The organism is Streptomyces sp. NPDC088747 (genome assembly GCF_044751025.1).
Taxonomy (GTDB): domain Bacteria; phylum Actinomycetota; class Actinomycetes; order Streptomycetales; family Streptomycetaceae; genus Streptomyces.
This window is the reverse complement of the sequence record NZ_JBIVKZ010000018.1, coordinates 133,242-151,182: the sequence shown is the minus strand read 5'-3', so window position 1 is coordinate 151,182 and position 17,941 is coordinate 133,242. Positions and strand designations below refer to the sequence as shown.

At 69.7% G+C, this 17,941-nt stretch carries 18 protein-coding genes; 12 read left to right on the top strand and 6 right to left on the bottom strand.

The features are described from left to right. Positions 1 to 119: 119 nt before the first annotated feature. The 3 genes from ACIP79_RS33905 to ACIP79_RS33895 all read left to right on the top strand — a co-directional run bounded on the left by ACIP79_RS33905 (position 120) and on the right by ACIP79_RS33895 (position 2,197). Positions 120 to 695, top strand: a complete 576-nt coding sequence (locus ACIP79_RS33905; RefSeq protein ID WP_383683628.1) for an FABP family protein — start codon at positions 120 to 122, stop codon at positions 693 to 695. Positions 696 to 784: 89 nt separating this feature from the next. Then, positions 785 to 1,222, top strand: coding sequence for a Fur family transcriptional regulator (locus tag ACIP79_RS33900; RefSeq protein WP_383683626.1), 438 nt, complete (start codon positions 785 to 787; stop codon positions 1,220 to 1,222). Between the two features lie 9 nt (positions 1,223 to 1,231). Further along, positions 1,232 to 2,197, top strand: coding sequence for a YgfZ/GcvT domain-containing protein (locus ACIP79_RS33895; protein WP_401229566.1), 966 nt, complete (start codon positions 1,232 to 1,234; stop codon positions 2,195 to 2,197). Positions 2,198 to 2,265: 68 nt separating this feature from the next. Here the strand turns inward: ACIP79_RS33895 and dtd are convergent, their stop codons facing one another. Then, the gene (gene dtd, locus ACIP79_RS33890) at positions 2,266 to 2,691 is read right to left on the bottom strand and encodes a D-aminoacyl-tRNA deacylase (protein ID WP_401229563.1); all 426 of its coding nucleotides are present in this window, start codon (positions 2,689 to 2,691) and stop codon (positions 2,266 to 2,268) included. A gap of 216 nt (positions 2,692 to 2,907) precedes the next feature. Here dtd and ACIP79_RS33885 point away from each other — a divergent pair, with 216 nt between their 5' ends. Continuing rightward, positions 2,908 to 3,612 carry an AmfC protein gene (locus ACIP79_RS33885; RefSeq protein WP_401229560.1) on the top strand — a complete coding sequence of 235 codons (705 nt, stop codon included), beginning with the start codon at positions 2,908 to 2,910 and terminating at the stop codon, positions 3,610 to 3,612. 160 nt (positions 3,613 to 3,772) lie between these two features. After that, positions 3,773 to 5,080 (top strand): GNAT family N-acetyltransferase, encoded by a 1,308-nt coding sequence (locus tag ACIP79_RS33880; RefSeq protein ID WP_401229557.1) that lies wholly within the window; start codon positions 3,773 to 3,775, stop codon positions 5,078 to 5,080. A 156-nt stretch (positions 5,081 to 5,236) separates the two neighbouring features. Here ACIP79_RS33880 and ACIP79_RS33875 read toward each other — a convergent pair whose 3' ends face one another. Beyond that, complete coding sequence (locus ACIP79_RS33875) at positions 5,237 to 5,422, bottom strand: hypothetical protein (RefSeq protein WP_383680671.1); 186 nt, start codon at positions 5,420 to 5,422, stop codon at positions 5,237 to 5,239. Between the two features lie 256 nt (positions 5,423 to 5,678). Between ACIP79_RS33875 and ACIP79_RS33870 the strand changes: the two genes are divergently transcribed. Further along, on the top strand, positions 5,679 to 6,602 hold the full coding sequence (locus ACIP79_RS33870) for a winged helix-turn-helix domain-containing protein (protein ID WP_383680669.1): 924 nt from the start codon (positions 5,679 to 5,681) through the stop codon (positions 6,600 to 6,602). A 54-nt stretch (positions 6,603 to 6,656) separates the two neighbouring features. Here the strand turns inward: ACIP79_RS33870 and ACIP79_RS33865 are convergent, their stop codons facing one another. Beyond that, entirely contained in the window at positions 6,657 to 6,845 is a 189-nt protein-coding gene (locus ACIP79_RS33865) for a hypothetical protein (protein ID WP_383680667.1), read from the bottom strand. 166 nt (positions 6,846 to 7,011) lie between these two features. Here ACIP79_RS33865 and ACIP79_RS33860 point away from each other — a divergent pair, with 166 nt between their 5' ends. After that, the gene (locus tag ACIP79_RS33860) at positions 7,012 to 7,893 is read left to right on the top strand and encodes a GntR family transcriptional regulator (protein WP_383680665.1); all 882 of its coding nucleotides are present in this window, start codon (positions 7,012 to 7,014) and stop codon (positions 7,891 to 7,893) included. Continuing rightward, entirely contained in the window at positions 7,893 to 8,630 is a 738-nt protein-coding gene (locus ACIP79_RS33855) for an HAD family hydrolase (protein WP_401229551.1), read from the top strand. The genes ACIP79_RS33860 and ACIP79_RS33855 overlap by 1 nt, the downstream gene beginning before the upstream one ends. Positions 8,631 to 8,670: 40 nt before the next feature. Here ACIP79_RS33855 and ACIP79_RS33850 read toward each other — a convergent pair whose 3' ends face one another. Continuing rightward, the gene (locus tag ACIP79_RS33850) at positions 8,671 to 8,859 is read right to left on the bottom strand and encodes a hypothetical protein (protein ID WP_401229549.1); all 189 of its coding nucleotides are present in this window, start codon (positions 8,857 to 8,859) and stop codon (positions 8,671 to 8,673) included. 202 nt (positions 8,860 to 9,061) lie between these two features. On the opposite strand from ACIP79_RS33850, the gene ACIP79_RS33845 reads away from it, so the two are divergent. Next, positions 9,062 to 9,946, top strand: a complete 885-nt coding sequence (locus tag ACIP79_RS33845) for a GntR family transcriptional regulator (RefSeq protein ID WP_401229548.1) — start codon at positions 9,062 to 9,064, stop codon at positions 9,944 to 9,946. 189 nt (positions 9,947 to 10,135) lie between these two features. Continuing rightward, a complete protein-coding gene (locus ACIP79_RS33840; protein WP_401229711.1) occupies positions 10,136 to 12,352 on the top strand; it encodes a phosphotransferase in 2,217 nt (738 codons plus the stop codon). A 282-nt stretch (positions 12,353 to 12,634) separates the two neighbouring features. Here the strand turns inward: ACIP79_RS33840 and ACIP79_RS33835 are convergent, their stop codons facing one another. After that, a complete protein-coding gene (locus ACIP79_RS33835) occupies positions 12,635 to 13,606 on the bottom strand; it encodes a zinc-binding dehydrogenase (protein ID WP_401229545.1) in 972 nt (323 codons plus the stop codon). 195 nt (positions 13,607 to 13,801) lie between these two features. On the opposite strand from ACIP79_RS33835, the gene ACIP79_RS33830 reads away from it, so the two are divergent. Both ACIP79_RS33830 and ACIP79_RS33825 read left to right on the top strand, forming a co-directional pair. After that, the gene (locus tag ACIP79_RS33830) at positions 13,802 to 14,461 is read left to right on the top strand and encodes a TetR family transcriptional regulator (RefSeq protein WP_401229542.1); all 660 of its coding nucleotides are present in this window, start codon (positions 13,802 to 13,804) and stop codon (positions 14,459 to 14,461) included. Positions 14,462 to 14,502: 41 nt separating this feature from the next. After that, positions 14,503 to 16,635, top strand: a complete 2,133-nt coding sequence (locus ACIP79_RS33825; RefSeq protein ID WP_401229539.1) for a HelD family protein — start codon at positions 14,503 to 14,505, stop codon at positions 16,633 to 16,635. A gap of 81 nt (positions 16,636 to 16,716) precedes the next feature. Here the strand turns inward: ACIP79_RS33825 and ACIP79_RS33820 are convergent, their stop codons facing one another. Next, a complete protein-coding gene (locus ACIP79_RS33820; RefSeq protein WP_401229536.1) occupies positions 16,717 to 17,571 on the bottom strand; it encodes a nitroreductase/quinone reductase family protein in 855 nt (284 codons plus the stop codon). Between the last annotated feature and the right edge of the window lie 370 nt (positions 17,572 to 17,941).

The following is a 17,941-nucleotide window of genomic DNA, read 5'->3' as shown; positions in this document are numbered from 1 at the left end:
TGAGGCATTCTTCGAAGCCCTGCTGGTCCTGGTCTGTGTAGGCGTTCTCGCCTTCGCCGGGCTGACCGTGAAGAAGCTGTACCAGGGCCAGCGCTGACCACCACGAAGAAAAGCTGCTCATGATCGAGATCCCGTCCGACCTGCACAAGGACCTGCTCCCGCTGACGTTCCTGCTCGGCACCTGGGCGGGCGCGGGTGTCCACGACTTCCCCGGCTCCGAGAAGTGCAACTTCGGGCAGGAGGTCACCTTCACCCATGACGGGCGGGACTTCCTGGAGTACCACTCGCACACCTGGGTGCTCGACGCCGACGGCAACAAGGTCCGTCCCCTGGAGACCGAGTCCGGCTTCTGGCGCATCGACGCCAACCGCAAGGTCGAGGTCGTCATGACCCGCGACGACGGCGTCGTGGAGATCTGGTACGGCGACCTGGCCGCCAAGCAGCCGCAGATCGACCTGGTCACGGACGCCGTGGCGCGCACCGCCGCGTCGGGCCCGTACACCGGTGGCAAGCGGCTGTACGGCTACGTGAAGAGCGACCTCATGTGGGTCGGCGAGAAGCAGACCCCCGAGGTCGAGCTGCGTCCCTACATGTCCGCGCACCTGAAGAAGGTCGTCACCCCCGAGGAAGTCGAGCGCTGGGCCAAGGCCCTCCCGGACGACATGCCTGACGACGGGATCACGTTCTTCAAGTAGGCGCCCGCCCGGGACCGGCTCCACACGGTCCCGGCCGGAACCTTTCGCGGAAGATCCGGCTTCGCCGACGGCGGCCTACACTGGGCGGCGTGGTAAGCACCGACTGGAAGAGCGATCTGCGGCAGCGCGGTTACCGGCTGACCCCGCAGCGGCAACTCGTGCTCGAAGCGGTGGACACGCTGGAGCACGCCACGCCGGACGACATCCTGATCGAAGTACGCAAAACGGCGTCGGGTGTGAACATCTCGACGGTTTACCGGACGCTGGAGCTCCTCGAGGAGCTCAGTCTGGTCAGCCACGCCCACCTCGGGCACGGCGCCCCGACGTACCACCTGGCCGACCGGCACCACCACATCCACCTGGTGTGCCGGGAGTGCAAGAACGTCATCGAGGCCGACACGTCGGTCGCCGCCGAGTTCACCGCGAAGCTCCGCGCGACGTTCGGCTTCGAGACCGACATGAAGCACTTCGCCATCTTCGGCCTCTGCGAGGACTGCTCGCTCAAGAATTCAATTACCGAGTCGTAGGCTAGGCATATGAAGAGCCCTCTGCTGTCCCTGACCGGCGCCGTCTCCGCCGAGGGTGTGGACGAAGGTGTCGCAGCCCACTACGGAGACCTGTTCCGCGAACAGCGTGCCCTCGCCGACGGCACCGGCTTCGTGGACCTCTCGCACCGCGGCGTCGTCTCCGTCACCGGGGACGACCGGCTCGCCTGGCTGCATCTGCTGCTCACCCAGCATGTGACGGACCTCCCGGCGGGCACCGCGACGGAAGCGCTGATCCTCTCCGCGCACGGCCACATCGAGCACGCGCTGTACCTCGTCGACGACGGCACCACCACCTGGGCCCACGTCGAGCCCGGCAGCCAGGACGCGCTGATCGCGTACCTGGAGTCCATGAAGTTCTTCTACCGCGTCGAAGTCGCCGACCGGACCGGGGAGTTCGCGGTCGTGCACCTGCCGGCCGGTTCCATCGCGGAGGTCCCCGAGGGAGCCGTCGTCCGCGAGACCCCGTACGGGCGCGACCTCTTCCTGCCGCGTACGGAACTGGAGTCCTTCGCGGACAGGAGCGGCCCCGCGGTCGGGCTCCTCGCGTACGAGGCCCTGCGCGTCGAGAACCACCGGCCGCGCCTCGGGTTCGAGACCGACCACCGCACCATCCCGCACGAGCTGGGCTGGATCGACAGCGCGGTGCATCTCCAGAAGGGCTGCTACCGCGGGCAGGAGACCGTCGCCCGCGTGCAGAACCTGGGCAAGCCCCCGCGCCGGCTCGTCTTCCTCCACCTCGACGGCAGCGAGGTCCATCTTCCGCCGCCCGGCACGGAGTTGCGCCGCGCCGACGAGGGTCCCGACGGGCGGAAGATCGGCGTCATCACCACCGCCGTACGCCACCACGAGCTGGGCCCGATCGCGCTGGCCGTGGTGAAGCGGAACGTGCCGCTGGACGCGCCGCTGCTCGCCGACACGACGGCGGCGGCGCAGGAGGTCGTGGTCGAGCCGTAATCGCGGCTGCGTCTCCAGCAGGAGCCGTGGGCCGCGGCTACATCTCCAGCAAGAGCCGTAGGCCGCGGCTACATCTCCAGCAGGACCGTGAACGGGCCGTCGTTCGTCAGCGAGACACGCATCTGCGCGCCGAACCGGCCCGTCGCCACCGTCGCGCCCAGGGCGCGGAGTTGGGCGACCACCTTGTCGACCAGGGGCTCGGCGAGGTCGCCGGGAGCGGCCGCGTTCCAGGTGGGGCGGCGGCCCTTGCGGGCGTCGCCGTACAGCGTGAACTGGCTGATCACCAGCAGCGGCGCGTCGATGTCCGAGCAGGACCGCTCCTCACTCAGCATGCGAACCGACCAGAGTTTGCGGGCGAGTTGGGCCGCCTTCTCCTTGGTGTCCTCGTGCGTGACCCCGACCAGGACGCACAGGCCCTCGCCGCTGATCTCGCCGACCGTCTCACCCTCGACGACGACGCTCGCGCCGTCCACTCTCTGCACCACCGCACGCATACGGACCATCATGCCGTGCGCGCGTACGGCGGCCCGGTGCGGGCCCTTCGTGTGATTTCCGGGTTCGCCAAACCCCCATCCGGGGCCGATCGGGGGCACTCGGTCACATAGCGACCACTCGGAGTGGCACCATGCGGGTGTTGCGGTGCGTTCAGGGGCGCATTCATGGCGCACGCGTGGGACGCACCGCGCCGGTCGAGGGGACGGTAGAGGCACATGAGCACACCGAGTACGGGGCAGCCGCCCGAGGCCGTGTCACTGACCCGTACGAGCCCACGGGCGGGACGGACGGAAGCGACCGGAGGGACTGGTGTGACCGGGGTGACCGGCGTGGCGTCGGGGATGGCGGCGCGACCGCCGGTGCAGCGCACCGACAGCTGCCCGCCCACGGCGGAGGATCCGCGACCCGACCTGCCCGTGCTGCGGCTGCCCGAGCTGCGGGTACTGCGCCGGGACGCCCAGCGCGACGAGGCCGACCTCAGCTATGTGCGGCGGCTGCTCCAGGGGCGCATCGACATCCTGCGGGCCGAGCTGGCGCGCCGCGGCGGGCTGCGGACACCCGGGGCCGGGCAGCCGCTGGTCGTCGGTTCCGGGGAGCCGTCGGTCGTCGAGCGGCTCTCGGAGATCCTCACGGACGCCCCCGCCCGGCACCGTTCCTCGGCCCGCCATGTGACGGTGGGCACGCCGTACGGCGAGGAGTACCGGCGGCTGGCCTCCGACATGCTCTCCGAGGTCGAGCTGTCGGACCTCGGCGCCCGCACGGACGAGGAGCTCGGCGCGGGGATGGGCCGCCTCGTACGGTACGAACGGCAGGTCTCCCTGCGGCGCCAGCAGCTCCAGCGCACGGCCGACGACTGCAGCGCGGAGATCGCCCGCAGGTACCGCGAGGGCGAGGCGCAGGTGGACGACCTTCTCGTGTGAGGAGTCCTCCTGTCTTTCAGCCCGTCCGGCGTTTGAGGACGAGCGCGAAGCGCGACAGGGGGGTCTGGGGGCGCAGCCCCCGGATACGGGACGGGCAGGGGCGGAGGGGGCGAGAAAAACCCCCGCGACACCCCCGCCGCCGTACACCTAGCGTGGCCCCATGACCGACCGCGCCCTCACCGACTCCAGCGATTCCACCGGCTCCGCCCGTTCAAGCGACTCCACCCGCTTCATCGACGTACGAGCGATCACCAAGGACGAGATCCCGGAGTGGATCCGCGCCCTGAACACCGGTTTCCTGCGCCCGCCCACCGCATCGGAGCAGGAGATCGCGGACCGGCGTACGTACATCGACCCGGACCGTACCCTCGCCGCGTTCGACGACGGCCGCTGCGTCGGGACCTTCCGGTCGTTCCCGCAGGAGCTCACCGCGGTGGGCGGCGCCCTCGTCCCGGCGGACGCGATCTCGAACGTCACCGTCACGCCCACGCACCGCCGCCGGGGCATCCTCAGCCGCATGATGGCCAGGGACCTCGCCGCGGCGAAGGAACGGGGAGACGTGGTGGCGACGCTGATCGCCGCCGAGTACCCGATCTACGGCCGGTACGGATTCGGGCCCGCCACCTCCACCGCCGAGTGGATCGTCGACGTACCCAGGACGGGCCTTGACCCCCGCTGGTCGGGCCCCGCCGACGGCGGCCGTGTCGACCTCGTCGACGGCGAGGACGTCCGCAAGATCGGCCCCGAACTGCACGAGAGGCTGCGGCGCGGCCGGCCGGGCGCGGTGAGCCGCGACGAGCGCTGGTGGCGGATCAACACCGGTGTGCCGGAGGTGACTTCGGGTTCCTGGACCGAGCCGTACTACGCGGTGTACCGCTCGGCGTCCGGTGAGGTCGAGGGCATGGTCTCCTACGAGTCGGACGACAGGTGGGACGACAAGCGGCCGCACAACACGGCGGACGTGAACTGGCTGATCGCCGTGACGCCGACGGCCGAGCGCGCCCTGTGGCACTACCTGTGCTCCATCGACTGGATCACCAAGGTCAAGACGGGCTGGCGGGCCCCCGACGACCTGCTGCCGCACCTGCTGCCCGATCCCCGCGCCGCCCGCGTGACCACCCAGGCGGACTGGCTGTGGGTGCGGATCCTGGACGTCGTACGGGCTCTGGAGGCGCGTACGTACGCGGGTACGGGGACGCTGGTGCTGGAGGTGACGGACCGGGACGGGCTGTCCTCCGGGCGCTACCGGCTGGAGGCGGGGCCGGACGGGGCGTCCTGTGCGCCGACCACTCTGGACGCGGAACTCACCTTGGGAGTCGGGGAGTTGGGGCGGCTCTGGCTGGGGGACGAGTCGGCGGTGCGGCTGGCGGCGCTGGGTCTCGTCCGGGAAGAACGAGCGGGCGCCGGCTCCGTGGCCGACGCCCTGCTGCGCACGTCCAGGCGGCCTTGGTGCCCGGACATCTTCTGATCGGGTGCGGTCGTGCTCCTTCCGTGCGGGTGGCGGCCGGTGATCCGTAGCTGTAGCTGTTCAGTTGTGGTTGTGGGTGGTGCTGGCCGATCGGGCTCCCGGCTCCCCTCCGGAGGGGAGCCCGGTCGGCCGGACTGTCCAGGCGGTGGCGCCCGATCAGCCGGACTGGGCGAGCAGCATCACGATGAGCACAGCTCCGATGCCGCTGAGCATGGTGTTCCTGGCCTTGATGCCGATGGTCAGCGCGACGAACGCGATGATGCCCATCGGCCCGTACTTCCACTGGACGAGCTGCTCGAATCCGATGGCGAGGGCGGCGACGACGAGGGCGACGAACGGCATGACGGTCCCTCCTGAGGGACAGGGAGGCGAACCTCCGCTGGTATCGGCTGGTATCGGCTGGTATCCGCTGATATCCACTGGTATCCGCTGGGAACCGTCCACCCGGTCGTCACATGTGACCCTGGCGGCCAACCCCCCGAAAGTTTGACCATGTTGCTCAAGTTGGTGACCAACTCATTGCTAGTTATCTCCGCGTTGGGTCGACTCATAACCACCTGCTCGGTAACTGCCCAAAGATGGCGGGAAGTTGTAGGGTTTGGTCGTGGACCCGGAAGATGCCGCGGCCGACGGGCGGAGCAGGTCACCACGCCAACTGGCATCGCATCGTGAGGTGGCCGACGAGCTGCGCAGCCGGATCAGGTCCGGTCAGCTGCGGGCCGGCCAGCGCATGCCCACGCAGGCCAAGCTGGCGGACGAGTTCGGCGTCGAGCGCGGGGCGGTCCGGCAGGCGCTGCGCATCCTCCAGTCCGAGCGGCTGCTCGTCAACGTGTCCAAAGGGAGCCCGGCGACCGTCGCGGACGACCTGGGAATGGCTCTGACCGGGCCCGAAGCGGCGCCGCGGCCCACGACGGTGGCGCTCGGCGCGCGGATAACGGAAGCGTTCGCGGCCCCGCACGTGGAGATCGACGCGCTGTGCCTGACGTCGATCTCGCTCACGCTCGCGGTGGGCGAGCCGCTCCGGCAGATCCACGCCGAGCGCATAAAACCGGCCAGGATCGACGTCCGCGTGCTGCTTCCCAGCGGAGACATCCCGCTCGCCTTCCCGGCCCCGGTGGACACCTCGGCCGGCGGCGGGTTCGGCGACGACCGGCTCCAGCGCAACTGGCTGGCCAACCGCAACGCACAGGGCCAGGTCCTGCGGCACAACCTGCTCGCGCTGCGCGCCACGCACGGCATCGAGGTCAACGTCACCTTCCGCGCGCTCCCCTTCACGCCGCCCGTGAAGCTGTATCTGCTCAACGGGACCGAGGCGCTCTTCGCGTACTACACCCTCGCCAGGCGCGAGGAGGAGATCGACCACGTGAACCTGGAGATGTACGACGTCCAGGGCACCCAGTCCATGCTGTTCCCCTTCGTACAGGGGGCCGGGATGCGGGACACGACGTTCGTCGAGCAGTCCCACCTGTGGTTCAACGCGCTGTGGGAGACCATCAGCTCGGAGCTGCTGCTCACGAGCTGAGGCCTCCTGGGCGGGGCCGTACCCGGTCTGGCGGACGCATCGGACGCCCGCGGGTCAGAGGGCGGGGCCCGCGACCATCAGGGCCAGGACGACCGCCCCGATCGAGCTGCACATGGGGTTCTTGGCCTTGATCCCGATGGTGAGCAGCAACAGTCCGACGATGCCCGCCGGGCCGTAGTGCCATTGGACGAGCTGCTCGAAGCCGATGACGAAGACGGCGGACACGAGGGCGATGAGGGGCATGGTGGTTCCTCCTGGTGACTCCTGAGGGGCGATCGGAAAGGGGGAAGCAAAACTTCCGCCAACTTGAGCTAGTTGGCAACCAACTATGCTTAAGTTGTCCCCACTTGGCTGGTACTCATAAACAACTTTCAAACAACTCCCCATAGATGGATGCGAGTTGTAGCGTTTGGTCGTGACCCAGGAGAACGTGGCAGTGAACGGCGGCAGAAAACTCTCGTCCCAGGAGATCGCCGACGCCCTGCGGGACCGGATCCGTGCCGGGGACCTCAAGGCGGGCGACCGCCTGCCCACCCAGGCGGAACTGGCGGAGGAGTTCGGCGTCGAGCGCGGCACCGTCCGCCAGGCCCTCAGCTCACTCCAGAGCGACGGTCTTCTGAGCAACACCGGGCGGGGCAGTCCGCCGCGGATCGCGGACGTGTCATCCGCGCGTGACGAACCCCAGCCGACGATGGTGGGTCTCGCGCCCCGCCTCGCCGAGGCGTTCGCGGCCCCGCACGTCCGGGTGGACGCGGCCTGCCTCACCGCCGAGACCCTGATGCTGGCCCTCGGCGAGCCGGTGCGCCTGATCCACGAGGGCAGGATCCGGCCGGAGTCGATCGACGTCCGCATCCTGCTGCCCTCCCGGGACATCACCCTGGCGTTCCCTGTCCCGGTGGAAGGCCGCAGCGAGGGGGACCCGGTCCACAAGCGCTGGCTCGACCAGCGCAACGCCCAGGGGCACGTGCTGCGCCACAACCTCCAGACCCTGCGCCGCTCGCACGGCATCGACGTGAAGGTGACCTTCCGCGCGCTGCCGTTCACCCCACCGGTGAAGCTGTACCTGCTCAACGGGTCGGAGGCGCTGATCGCGTACTACATGATCACCAGACGCGAGGAGCAGGTCGACGCCGGCGGAGTCCTCGACATGTACGACACCCTCGGCTCCGCCTCCCTCCTCTTCTCCTTCGAGAAACAGGCCGGCCACCGCGACGCCTCCTTCGTGGAGGAATCCCAGAAGTGGTTCGACGCCCTCTGGGAAACCATCACCACGGACCTGACACTCTCCTAGTGACTCCTGATGCAGCGCAGACTGAACCGGTGGCGACAGAGACAGAGAACCTTCGGGAAGTGATCGAACGCGCCCGCTTCGTGCTCTTCGACTTCGACGGGCCGATCTGCCGGCTCTTCGCGGGGCACTCGGCGGAGGACGTGGCGAGAAACCTGGTGGACTGGTTGGAGGGTCAGGGGCTGCGGGGGTTGCTGAGCGAGGAGGAACGGGTCCATCCCGATCCGCATGTCGTGCTGCGCGTGGTCAACATGCGGCATCCGCACAGCGACCTGGTGGCCGAACTAGAGGAACTGCTCACCCAGCACGAGCTCAAGGCGGTGCCCTCCGCGTGGCCGACCGCGTACGCGGATCCCCTGATACGGACATGGAGCGCCGTCGGCGTACGCCTCGCGGTGGCGACCAACAACTCGCCCCGGGTGGTCACCAGTTACCTGAACGGCCGAGGTCTCTCCGAATGCTTCGCCTCCCACGTCTACGGCCGCACCCGCAACCTGGACCACCTCAAGCCGCATCCGCACTGCCTCAACCGGGCCCTGAACGCCCTGGGCGCCGCCCCCTCGGCCGCCCTCATGATCGGCGACACGCCCTCGGACTTCCTCGCCGCCCGGGATGCCGGGGTTCCGTTCCTCGGCTACGCGCGTAACGAGGAGAAGGAGGGGTTGCTGCGGGAGGCCGGCGCCGAGCACGTGGTGCCGTCGATGGAGCTGTTGCTGCGGGTGCTTCGGGGTCAGCTCTGAAGCTGGGAACCGATGTCAGCTCTGAAGCCCGAGATCGACGTCAGCTCTGAAGCTGGAAGGTGAGTAGGAGGAAGAGGAAGGCCGACCAGCCGGCCAGCCTCGGCTGTCCCGTCCGTATCCCCACCAGCGCCACGGTGAGCAGCACCAGCCCGGCGAACCCGAGTTCCGAGTGCACCAACTGGGCTGTTCCGTACTCGACCGCCGCGCCCACTAGTTGGAAGAAGAACATGTCCCCACCCCGTCCACTTCACTGAATCGGCCATCAACCGTCCAACTGCCCTTCCAATTGGACTGGTTGCCTTGAGTTGGGTGTGCCCTCTCGGCCTGATCCCCTAACTCGTAGGCGACTTGAAGGTCAGGTGACCGGCAAATCCGGCCACCAATTGACCGGAAGCAGTTTGATCGGCGGCTGGGAGCGGTACGGTCGCGATGTGAGCGAAGAGCGCGGCGACGGAGGCGGCACCGAGTGGGAGAGGGTCCTGATGGTGCTGCGCACCCGTATAGCGGACGGTGCCTACCCACTGGGATCCCAGCTTCCACCGCAGCGTGAACTGGCCGACGAGTTCGACGTGTCACGCGACACGGTGCAGCGCGTCATGCGCGAGCTCAGCAGCGAGGGCTGGGTCAAGTCCCGTCAGGGCAGTGGTTCTCGGGTCGTGAAGAGGCCGACCCACGCAGGGACGCCGAAGCGGGACGCGCCCCGGGTGCGCGCGGCCCTGGGCACCTTCATCGCCCGTGCTTTCGCCCAACCGGTCGTGCAATTGGACGTGTTCACCCTCACGTCGGAGTCCTTGGACGCCCACATCAGGTTGCAGTCCGAGCTCATCCGGCTGGGGGACGTCAGGCCCGAGCGGATCGAACTGCGCATGCTGTTGCCCTCGGAGTCGCTCGTACTCCCCTATCCGCGGACGAAGTCGCCGGAGGAGCCCGGACGGCTGGGCCAGTTGCAGGACCGGCTCCGCGCCATCACCCGCCGACACACGATCTCTCTGCGCACCGCCCTGCGAGACCTGCACACGGAGGGCCTGGTCCCGTCCGTACAGGTGGAGATCCGGCACGTGCCGCTGACCCCCACCTTCAAGCTGTACCTGCGCCCAGGCGCGGAGGCGTTGTTCGGGCCGTACGAAATAGTGGAGCGCACCATCCTGCTGGACGACGGCACGGAGGTCGAAGCGCAGGATGTGCTCGGTCTGGGATCGACGCTGACCCGGCACGTAAACGACGAAGGCGATCCGGACTCCCCGGGATCTGTGTTCATGGAGAGCATGCAGGCCTGGTTCGACTCCTGCTGGGAACTGCTCGCGGAGCGGGACTGAAGTCCGGCCGGAGTCCAGCGGGCTTCGACCGGCATGCGGCTCGCAGGTGGTATCTCTCTCAGGTATCGAATGCGGGAGTCCGCACGTCCGACGTGCGGGCGCGGGCATAAGGTGTGCTCACTTCTCTCGCTACGCATGAACATCAGTGGCGACGCACGTTTATCCAGGAGTACACCCTTGGGCAAGCCCATGCCTGGTCCGCTTGTTCCAGAAGAAGCAGCGGACGCCGCGAATCTCCGGTTCGTGCGGTACGCCAAGGCGTTGGGTTCGTTCGGCCGTGGCCACCACAACCTGAACTACATGGTGCGCCCGCTCACCGCCGACCGGCACCTGGTGGCCGACGAGGACGGGCAGCCGGTGACCGTACGGGAGCCCATTCCGTCGGCGTTGCCTGTGGTCATCAGGACCTGGCAGGACGAGGCGGAGATCCTCGACAGCATCCGGGGCGCGCTGCCGCACGTTCCCCGGTGCCTGGTCAAGGGACCGGACCTGACCGTCCTCAGCTATGTGGAGGGTGTGCCGCTTTCCAGCATCTGCCCGAACGGCAAGCCGGTCGACCCCGACCTGATCGCCGCTCTCGCGGGCCTCCTGGCGGACATGACGCAGGTGCGCAGACAGCATCTGCCCCCGCTTCCGCAGTCCTGGCCTCGATCCAGCAGGAACAGCAGGGCCTTTCTGCTGGCGCTGGCGTCCGCGGCGGAGGAGCAGATCCGGCAGCGCAACTGGGCGGAGTTCGGAGGCCTGTTCGCGATGCTGGGCATCCCGAAGGACGCGATGGTGAAGTTCGCGGAACGGGTGCCGGCGCTCATCAGGCGCCCCTTCAGCCTGCTGCACACGGACCTCCACCGGGACAACGTGATCGTCTCCTACCACGGTGACCCACCCCTGATCTGTGTCGACTGGGAGCTGGCCTCCTTCGGCGACCCGCTGCACGACCTCGCCACGCACCTGGTGCGGATGCAGTACCCCGACTATCAGTGGCCGGAGGTGATCGAGGCATGGAGCAAGGCCATGGGCGAGCGGCGCAGCAACGCAGTCGATGGCCTCGACCGCGATCTGAAGCACTACCTCGCCTTCGAGCGCGCCCAGTCCGTCTATCCGGACGTGATGCGTGCCGCCACCTCGCTCGGTGACTCCTTCGGGCAGCGGGACCTGGACGCGGCGGCACAGGCCGTGCGGCAGGCTCTGATCGCGGCCGAGGAGCCGCTGCGGCTCAAGAAGGTGCCGGAGGAGAGCGAGATCGGGCGCATCCTCTTCCGGTGGAACGAGTCCCACGGCGTGAAGGCGAGCAGTGAGAAGTCGCTCAACCAGATCGTCTGGACCCGCGACGTCCGGGTCCCGCCCCACCCGGAGTTCTCCGCGGAGGCGGTGAGCGAGGCGCTTTTCCAGGAGGGAGCCGCCGCCGCCGACCGTGTCTTCAAGGGGACGGCGCATCTCAACACAGCCGTCCGCGTGCGCGGAGTCCCCTTTCCGGTCATGGTCCGCCGGAAGGTGGGCTCGGCGAATCCCCGGGAACGCAGGTTCCTCAACGAGCACGCCGTCCTGCGGGCGATCGAGCGGTCGCAGGTCGGTGTGTGTGCCCCAAGGGTGCTTGCCCTGGGCGTCAGCGGTTTGAGGGATCCTTTCACCATCCACTCCTACGAGGGGCCCTTGGACGGTTTCAGCCCTCCGGAGCACCCCGAGAGCGGACTCCGGCCGCACGAGGCGGACGATCTCGTGAACCAGCTCGCCGCGCTGACGTACGTCGACTGCGATCAGCTGGATCCCGAGATGAACGGGCTGGAGTTCTACTGGGAGTTGCAGTACGAGCTGGTCCGCATGGTGAACGAACTGCCCAAGGCCACCATGGAGGTGGCGCGCGAACTCGGGTTGCCCAGCAGTTCCCGGCTGCTCGAGATCCTCGGTCGCCACACGCTGGTCCCGCGTCGTCCGGTGCTCCTGCACGGTGATCTCAACCCGTGGAACCTGGTGCGCCGGGAGGAGGGCGGCCTGGTCCTCATCGACTGGGAGATGGCGATGGTCGGTGACCCGTTGTACGACCTGGTCCGCCACATGCATCTCACCCCGACCCTCCGCGAGATCAGCGACCGGCTGTTCGCCCGCTGGCACCGCCTGCTGCCGGAGGAGTGCACGCAGGGCTGGCGCGAGGACTGGCGCGTGTACCGGTGGATGGAGGTCGTCCGCTCCGCTTACGTGGACCTGGACCGTCTCGTGACGGGTGACAGCTTGGAGGCTCCCAATGTCCGCAGGGCGGTCGACACCTACGCGATGACCCTGGCCGCGGCCACCGCCGCGCTGGGGATCCGCGAGAAGGGGAAGGCACCGGCAAACCCCTACCTTGCCCGTGCGCTGCTGCCACGGGACGATGGGGGCCGACCGCCGGCCGAGGTCTCCGCGGACGTCTGAAGCTGCCGGCCGCACGGTCACCGGGGGCAGGTGCCGCACGGCCTCCACAACATGGCGGGCCGGACCATGCCGCGCGGCGTGGGTTCCGGGTTCCACGACCCCAAGGGCTGCCACACCGCCACACCGACCTCGGTATCCGGTCCCGCGGAGCCGGTGACGACGCCGAGGCGACTGTCGCCACCTGGAACAAGCACCTCGACGACCTCTGGATCCTGTCGCTGAAGCCGAGCCGGCGTCGCGGGCCCGCGGTCCGAGCGAGCCGGCCGTGGTCCGGGGACTCCCTCACACCCCCAACACCACCTTCCCCACCACCCCCCGCCCCTCCACAGCCGCATGCGCGTCGCCCGCCCGCTCCAGCGGGAACACCTCGCCGATCACCGGTCGCAGCCGGCCGGCGGCGGCCTCCGCGAGTGCGGTGGTGGTGAGGCGGTGAAGTTCGGCGGGAGCGAACTGGACGTCGGCGATGCCGAAGAGGGCGATGCCCCGGCGGGCGGCTTCGTCGGGGTCGATGGGGGAGAAGCCGCCCGACGGTGCGCCGTGCGCGGAGAAGCGGCCACCGTCGGCCGTCAACGGGAAGGCCGCCGCGCCGAGTCGGCCGCCCACGCCGTCGAGGACGACGTCGGCGGCCGGTACGGGTCCGCCGAGCGCGTCCCGGGCGGCAGAGACCCAGTCGGCACGCGTGGCGTCGACGGCCGCGTCCGCCCCCAACTCCCGTACCAGGGCGACCTTCTCCGCGCCCCGGGCGACCCCGACCACCCGGGCCCCGCACGCGTGGGCCAGCTGGACCAGCAGCGTGCCCATGCCCCCGGAGGCGCCGAGGACGAGCACGCGGTCGGTGGCGCCGACGCCGGTCAGTTCGAGGAGGCCGGTGGCGGTGACGCCGTCGTGGACGAGGGCCGCCGCGGTGCGGAGGTCCAGGGGGTCCGGTACGACCGTCAGGGCCGAGGCCGGCGCCACGGCCCGCTCCGCGTAGCTGCCCGTCACGAAGGCGGTGACCCGGCGGCCCAGCCACTCCTCGGGGACCTCCGCACCGAGGGCGGCGACGACACCCGAAACGCCGCCCCCGGGGACGAACGGCGGTGTCACCGGGAAGAAGTCACGGCCCCAGCCGCTCCTCACCTGGGTCTCCACGAAGATCGTGTCCACGTAGGCAACATCGATCACCACCTCACCGGTCCCCGGAACCGGGTCCGCGATCTCCACCGGCACCAGAACCTCGGGGCCGCCGAACGCCTTCACCTGTACTGCTCGCATCGCTCGCTCCTGGCATCAGGGTCACTGCCGCGCAGTCTTCGGCCTCAAGCGCGCTTGAGGTCAAGGGCGGACCGGATGGCGTGCGGCGGCGCGGATGGCCTGCGGTGGTCCGGCCGCGGTGGCCCGGCCGCGGCGGCGCGGATGGCGTACGACTGCCCGGATGGCCCGCGGCGGCGCGGTGCGTAGGCTCGTGGCATGGCTGAGAGCGGGCTCCGGGAGCGCAAGAGGCAGCGGATGTACGAGGCCGTGTCCGACATCGCGATCGGGCTCTTCCTGGAGAAGGGGTTCGACAGCGTGTCCGTGGCCGAGGTGGCCGCCGCCGCCGAGATCTCCAAGCCGACCCTCTTCCGGTACTTCCCGGCCAAGGAGGATCTGGTCCTCTACCGTTTCGCCGACCACGAGACGGAGGCCGCGCGGGTCGTCGCCGGGCGGCCGCAGGCGCAGTCGGTCACCGACGCCCTGCTGGAGCACTTCCTGGACGGACTCCACCGGAACGACCCCGTCACCGGGCTCAACGACCACCCGAACGTGCTCGCCTTCCACCGGCTGCTCTACGGGACCCCGTCGCTGGCGGCACGGGCGTACGCGTACGTCGAGCGTTCCGAGGCGGCTCTCGCCGAGGCCCTGGGCGGCGGCCTCGACGCCCGGCTCGCGGCCGGCCAGATCACCGCCGTACGGCGTGTCCTCGCGCTGGAGAACTGGCGGCGGATCGCCGAGGGCGAGCGGGCGGCGGAGGTGCGGCTCGACGCCGAGGCCGCGGCCCGGCGCGCGTTCGCCGGGCTGGCGGCGGGCTTCGCGGGTCTCACCGCGCTTCGGGGACCGGACAATCCCCACGCCTCTGGCGTTACCGAGTAAATAATGTAACTCGGTCACGTTATTCCGCTACCCTGGACGGAATGACGTCACCCCACCCTGCCCTCGACGAGGCTGTCACCCGGTCCCTCGCCCAGTCCCTCGTCCGTGAACGCGCCTACCACGACGCCTGCCGCACGGCCCTCGCCGCGATGGTCGCCGGTGCCGAGGAACAGGTCGTCACCGGCGAGGACGTCTCCGCCTCCGGAGCCGACGCCGAAGTGCTCGGGTACCGCCTGCGCAGCCACGCGAAGGAGATGCGCGAACTGCCCGAAGGCCCGCTGTTCTTCGGCCGGTTGGACTTCGAGGGCGTGACCGCGGACGGCCGTGCGGCGGCCGGTGAGTACGCGGGTGAGCACGCCGGGCAGAGCTACCACATCGGCCGGCTGCGGATCACCGAACACCCTTCCGCCCCGCCCCTGGTCGTCGACTGGCGCGCCCCCGTCTCGCGCGCCTTCTACCAGGCGAGCGCCCGCGCGCCGCAGGGCGTCGCCGTCCGGCGCCGGTTCGGCTGGGCGCCGGGGAGCCTCGGGGAGTCCGCGGACCTCACGGGCCTGGAGGACGAGCACCTAACCCAAGCCCTCTCCCCTCCTTCCCCCACCCCTTCCCCTTCCCATTCCCACTCGCTTCCCGAGCGGCCGAGCCGCATCCTCGCGGGCGAGATCGAGCGCCCCCGCGTCGGCCCCATGCGCGACATCGCCGCGACCATCCAGCCCGAACAGGACGATCTCGTACGAGCTGATCTCGCGGCCTCGGTCTGCGTGCAGGGCGCCCCGGGCACCGGCAAGACGGCCGTCGGACTGCACCGGGCCGCGTACCTCCTCTACACCCACCCGCAGCGCATCCGCCGCGGAGGTCTGCTGATCCTCGGCCCCAACCGCACCTTCCTCTCGTACATCTCCGAGGTCCTGCCCGCGCTCGGCGAGACCGGCGTACGGCAGTCGACCGTGTCGGACGAGATCGCCCGGCATCCCGTCACGGGGGCGGACGACGAGCGCGCCGCCGTCGTCAAACACGACGCGCGGATGGCCGAGGTGCTCCGCCGGGCGCTGTACGGGGGGATCGGCGGGCCCGTCGACTCCCTTGCCGTGCCGGACGGTTCGTACCAGTGGCGGGTCTCGGCCGGTGAACTCCACCGCATCGTGGACGGCGTACGCGCCGAGGAACCCCCGTACGCCGTCGGGCGCGAACGGGTGCGGACCCGGGTCGTGGGCTGCCTGCTGGCGCAGGCGGAAAGGCGCGCCGGGCCGCCGCCCAACGCCTGGGTGCGGAAGATCTCGCGGGCCAGATCCGTCAGCGCGTACGTCGACGCGGTGTGGCCCAAGGTGCGTCCCGAGGAGGTTCTCGCCCGACTCCTCACCGACGCGGGGGCGTTGGAGACGGCGGCGGAAGGGATTCTGGACGCGGATGAGCGGAAGGCGATCCTGTGGGCGAGGCCGCCGCGCTCGCACAAGTCGGCGCGCTGGTCGGCCGCCGACCTCGTACTGCTCGACGAACTCGCCGGGCTCATCGAACACCCCGAGGGATACGGCCACTTGGTGATCGACGAGGCTCAGGACCTGTCGCCGATGGAGTGCCGGGCGATCGCGCGACGGGCGTCCTTCGGATCCCTCACCGTGCTCGGCGACCTCGCGCAGGGCACGACTCCTTGGGCGGCCAGGAGCTGGCCCGAACTCCTGGCGCACCTGGGCAAACCGGATGCCACGGTCGTTCCCCTGACCATCGGCTACCGGGTTCCGGCAGCCGCCGTCGAACTCACCAACCAGCTGCTGGCGCGCCTGGATGTGGGACTGCCGCCCGCCCGGTCGCTGCGGTCCGACGGGGAGTTGCGGGTGCGGCGGGTGTCCGACGTGCTCGCCGCGACCGTCGACGCCGTGCACGGAGCGCTCGCGCACGAGGGCTCGATCGGCGTCATCGCCGCCGACGCCGAGGTCGCAGGCGTCCGGGAGGCGCTGCGCGCCGCGGGCGTCGAGACCGCCGGACCCGATGAACTCGGCGCGAGGGTGACGGTGTTGCCCGCCACCCTCGCCAAGGGACTTGAGTACGACCATGTCGTCGCCGTCGAACCCGCGGCCGTCGCCGAGGCGGAGGTGCGCGGCTCGAACCGCCTGTACGTGGTGCTGACGCGGGCGGTTTCGCGGCTGGACGTGGTGCACGCGCGGCCCCTGCCGTGGTGAGCCGCAGGGCGGCCGGGTTCCGCGGTGAGCCGAGGGGACCGGCTTCCGTGGTGAGCCGAGGGGGCCGGCTTCCGTGGTGAGCTACCAGCCCGGGTCGCCCACGGAGGTCAGGAGCGGGATCAACTGCTCTTCCTCATAGGCCAGATGGGCTTCGAGTTCGGTCGTGAGGCGTTCCACCTCGGCGAGTGCGAGGCCGGGCTCCACCTGCTCGTCGGCGAGTACCTCGCCCAGTTGTCCGAGCAGTTCGGCGATCCGCTCGTGCTCCTGGCCCAGTCGGTCGAAGGCCGGCGCGAGTTCGGGGTGGCGGCCGGCGAGGAGCGGGAAGATGCCGAGTTCCTCGCCGGTGTGGTGGTTGTGCAGGCCCTGGCAGAGCGTGAGGCAGTTGACGCGGAGCTGGGCGCCGAGGGCGGCGCCCGACTTCCTGAACTCCGCACGGATGAGCACGAGTTCGCGCCGGAAGGCGTCATGGATCACCTTCAGGCCATCGGCCATGGAGGTCGCGTTCACGTTCGGTGGCCCGTCCGGCTCGATTTCGTGCAGGGCCACCACGGGGATCACCCGGTCCGTCTTCGCCTGGTACTCGGCCCACCCCGGGTCGCTCTCCACCGCGCGGGCGAACACGCGGTCCCGTTCGGCGCGTTCGAGCACGACGGCGTCCGCGTCGTACGTGAACACCCCGTCCTCGACCGTCACCCTCGGGTTGGCGACCAGATTGCGGTACCAGTCCGGATGCTCGTGCGCGCCACCGGCCGAGGCGATGACGAGGACCCGCTCACCTCCGTCGGGGTAGTAGCCGACGGGAGTCGTGTGCGGGGTTCCGGTGCGGGCGCCGACGGTGGTGAGCAGGAGCAGCCGGGCTCCCTCGAAAAAGCCGCCGACCTTTCCGTGGTTGGCCCTGAATTCTTCGATGACCTGTTGATTGAAGGGGTTGGGCATTCGCTGCTTTCTTTTGTTTTCGGGCAGGCGAAATCCCGTGAGGGAGAAATGGACGCACGAATGCATGCGGGCACGCGGAATCTCACATGGAGCTCGCATGGAACTCGCACGGAGCACACAGGAGGGTGCCGCTGAGGGCGCGTGGGTGGAGTGCGTCGTACGAACGCGTGGTACGGGGGGCGTCTACGAACGCGTCATACGGAGTCGTCGTACGAAGGCGTCGTACGACGATGTCGTACGCGGTGTTGGCGGGCGGGGATCTACCCCGCCCCGGCCTCACTCGGAGGCCGGGTGCCCAACTCGTTCACGGCACAAGGCCGACCCGGCAGTCATAGGCGTAACCGTAATGCCTGTGCGGGCGGAGAAGCAA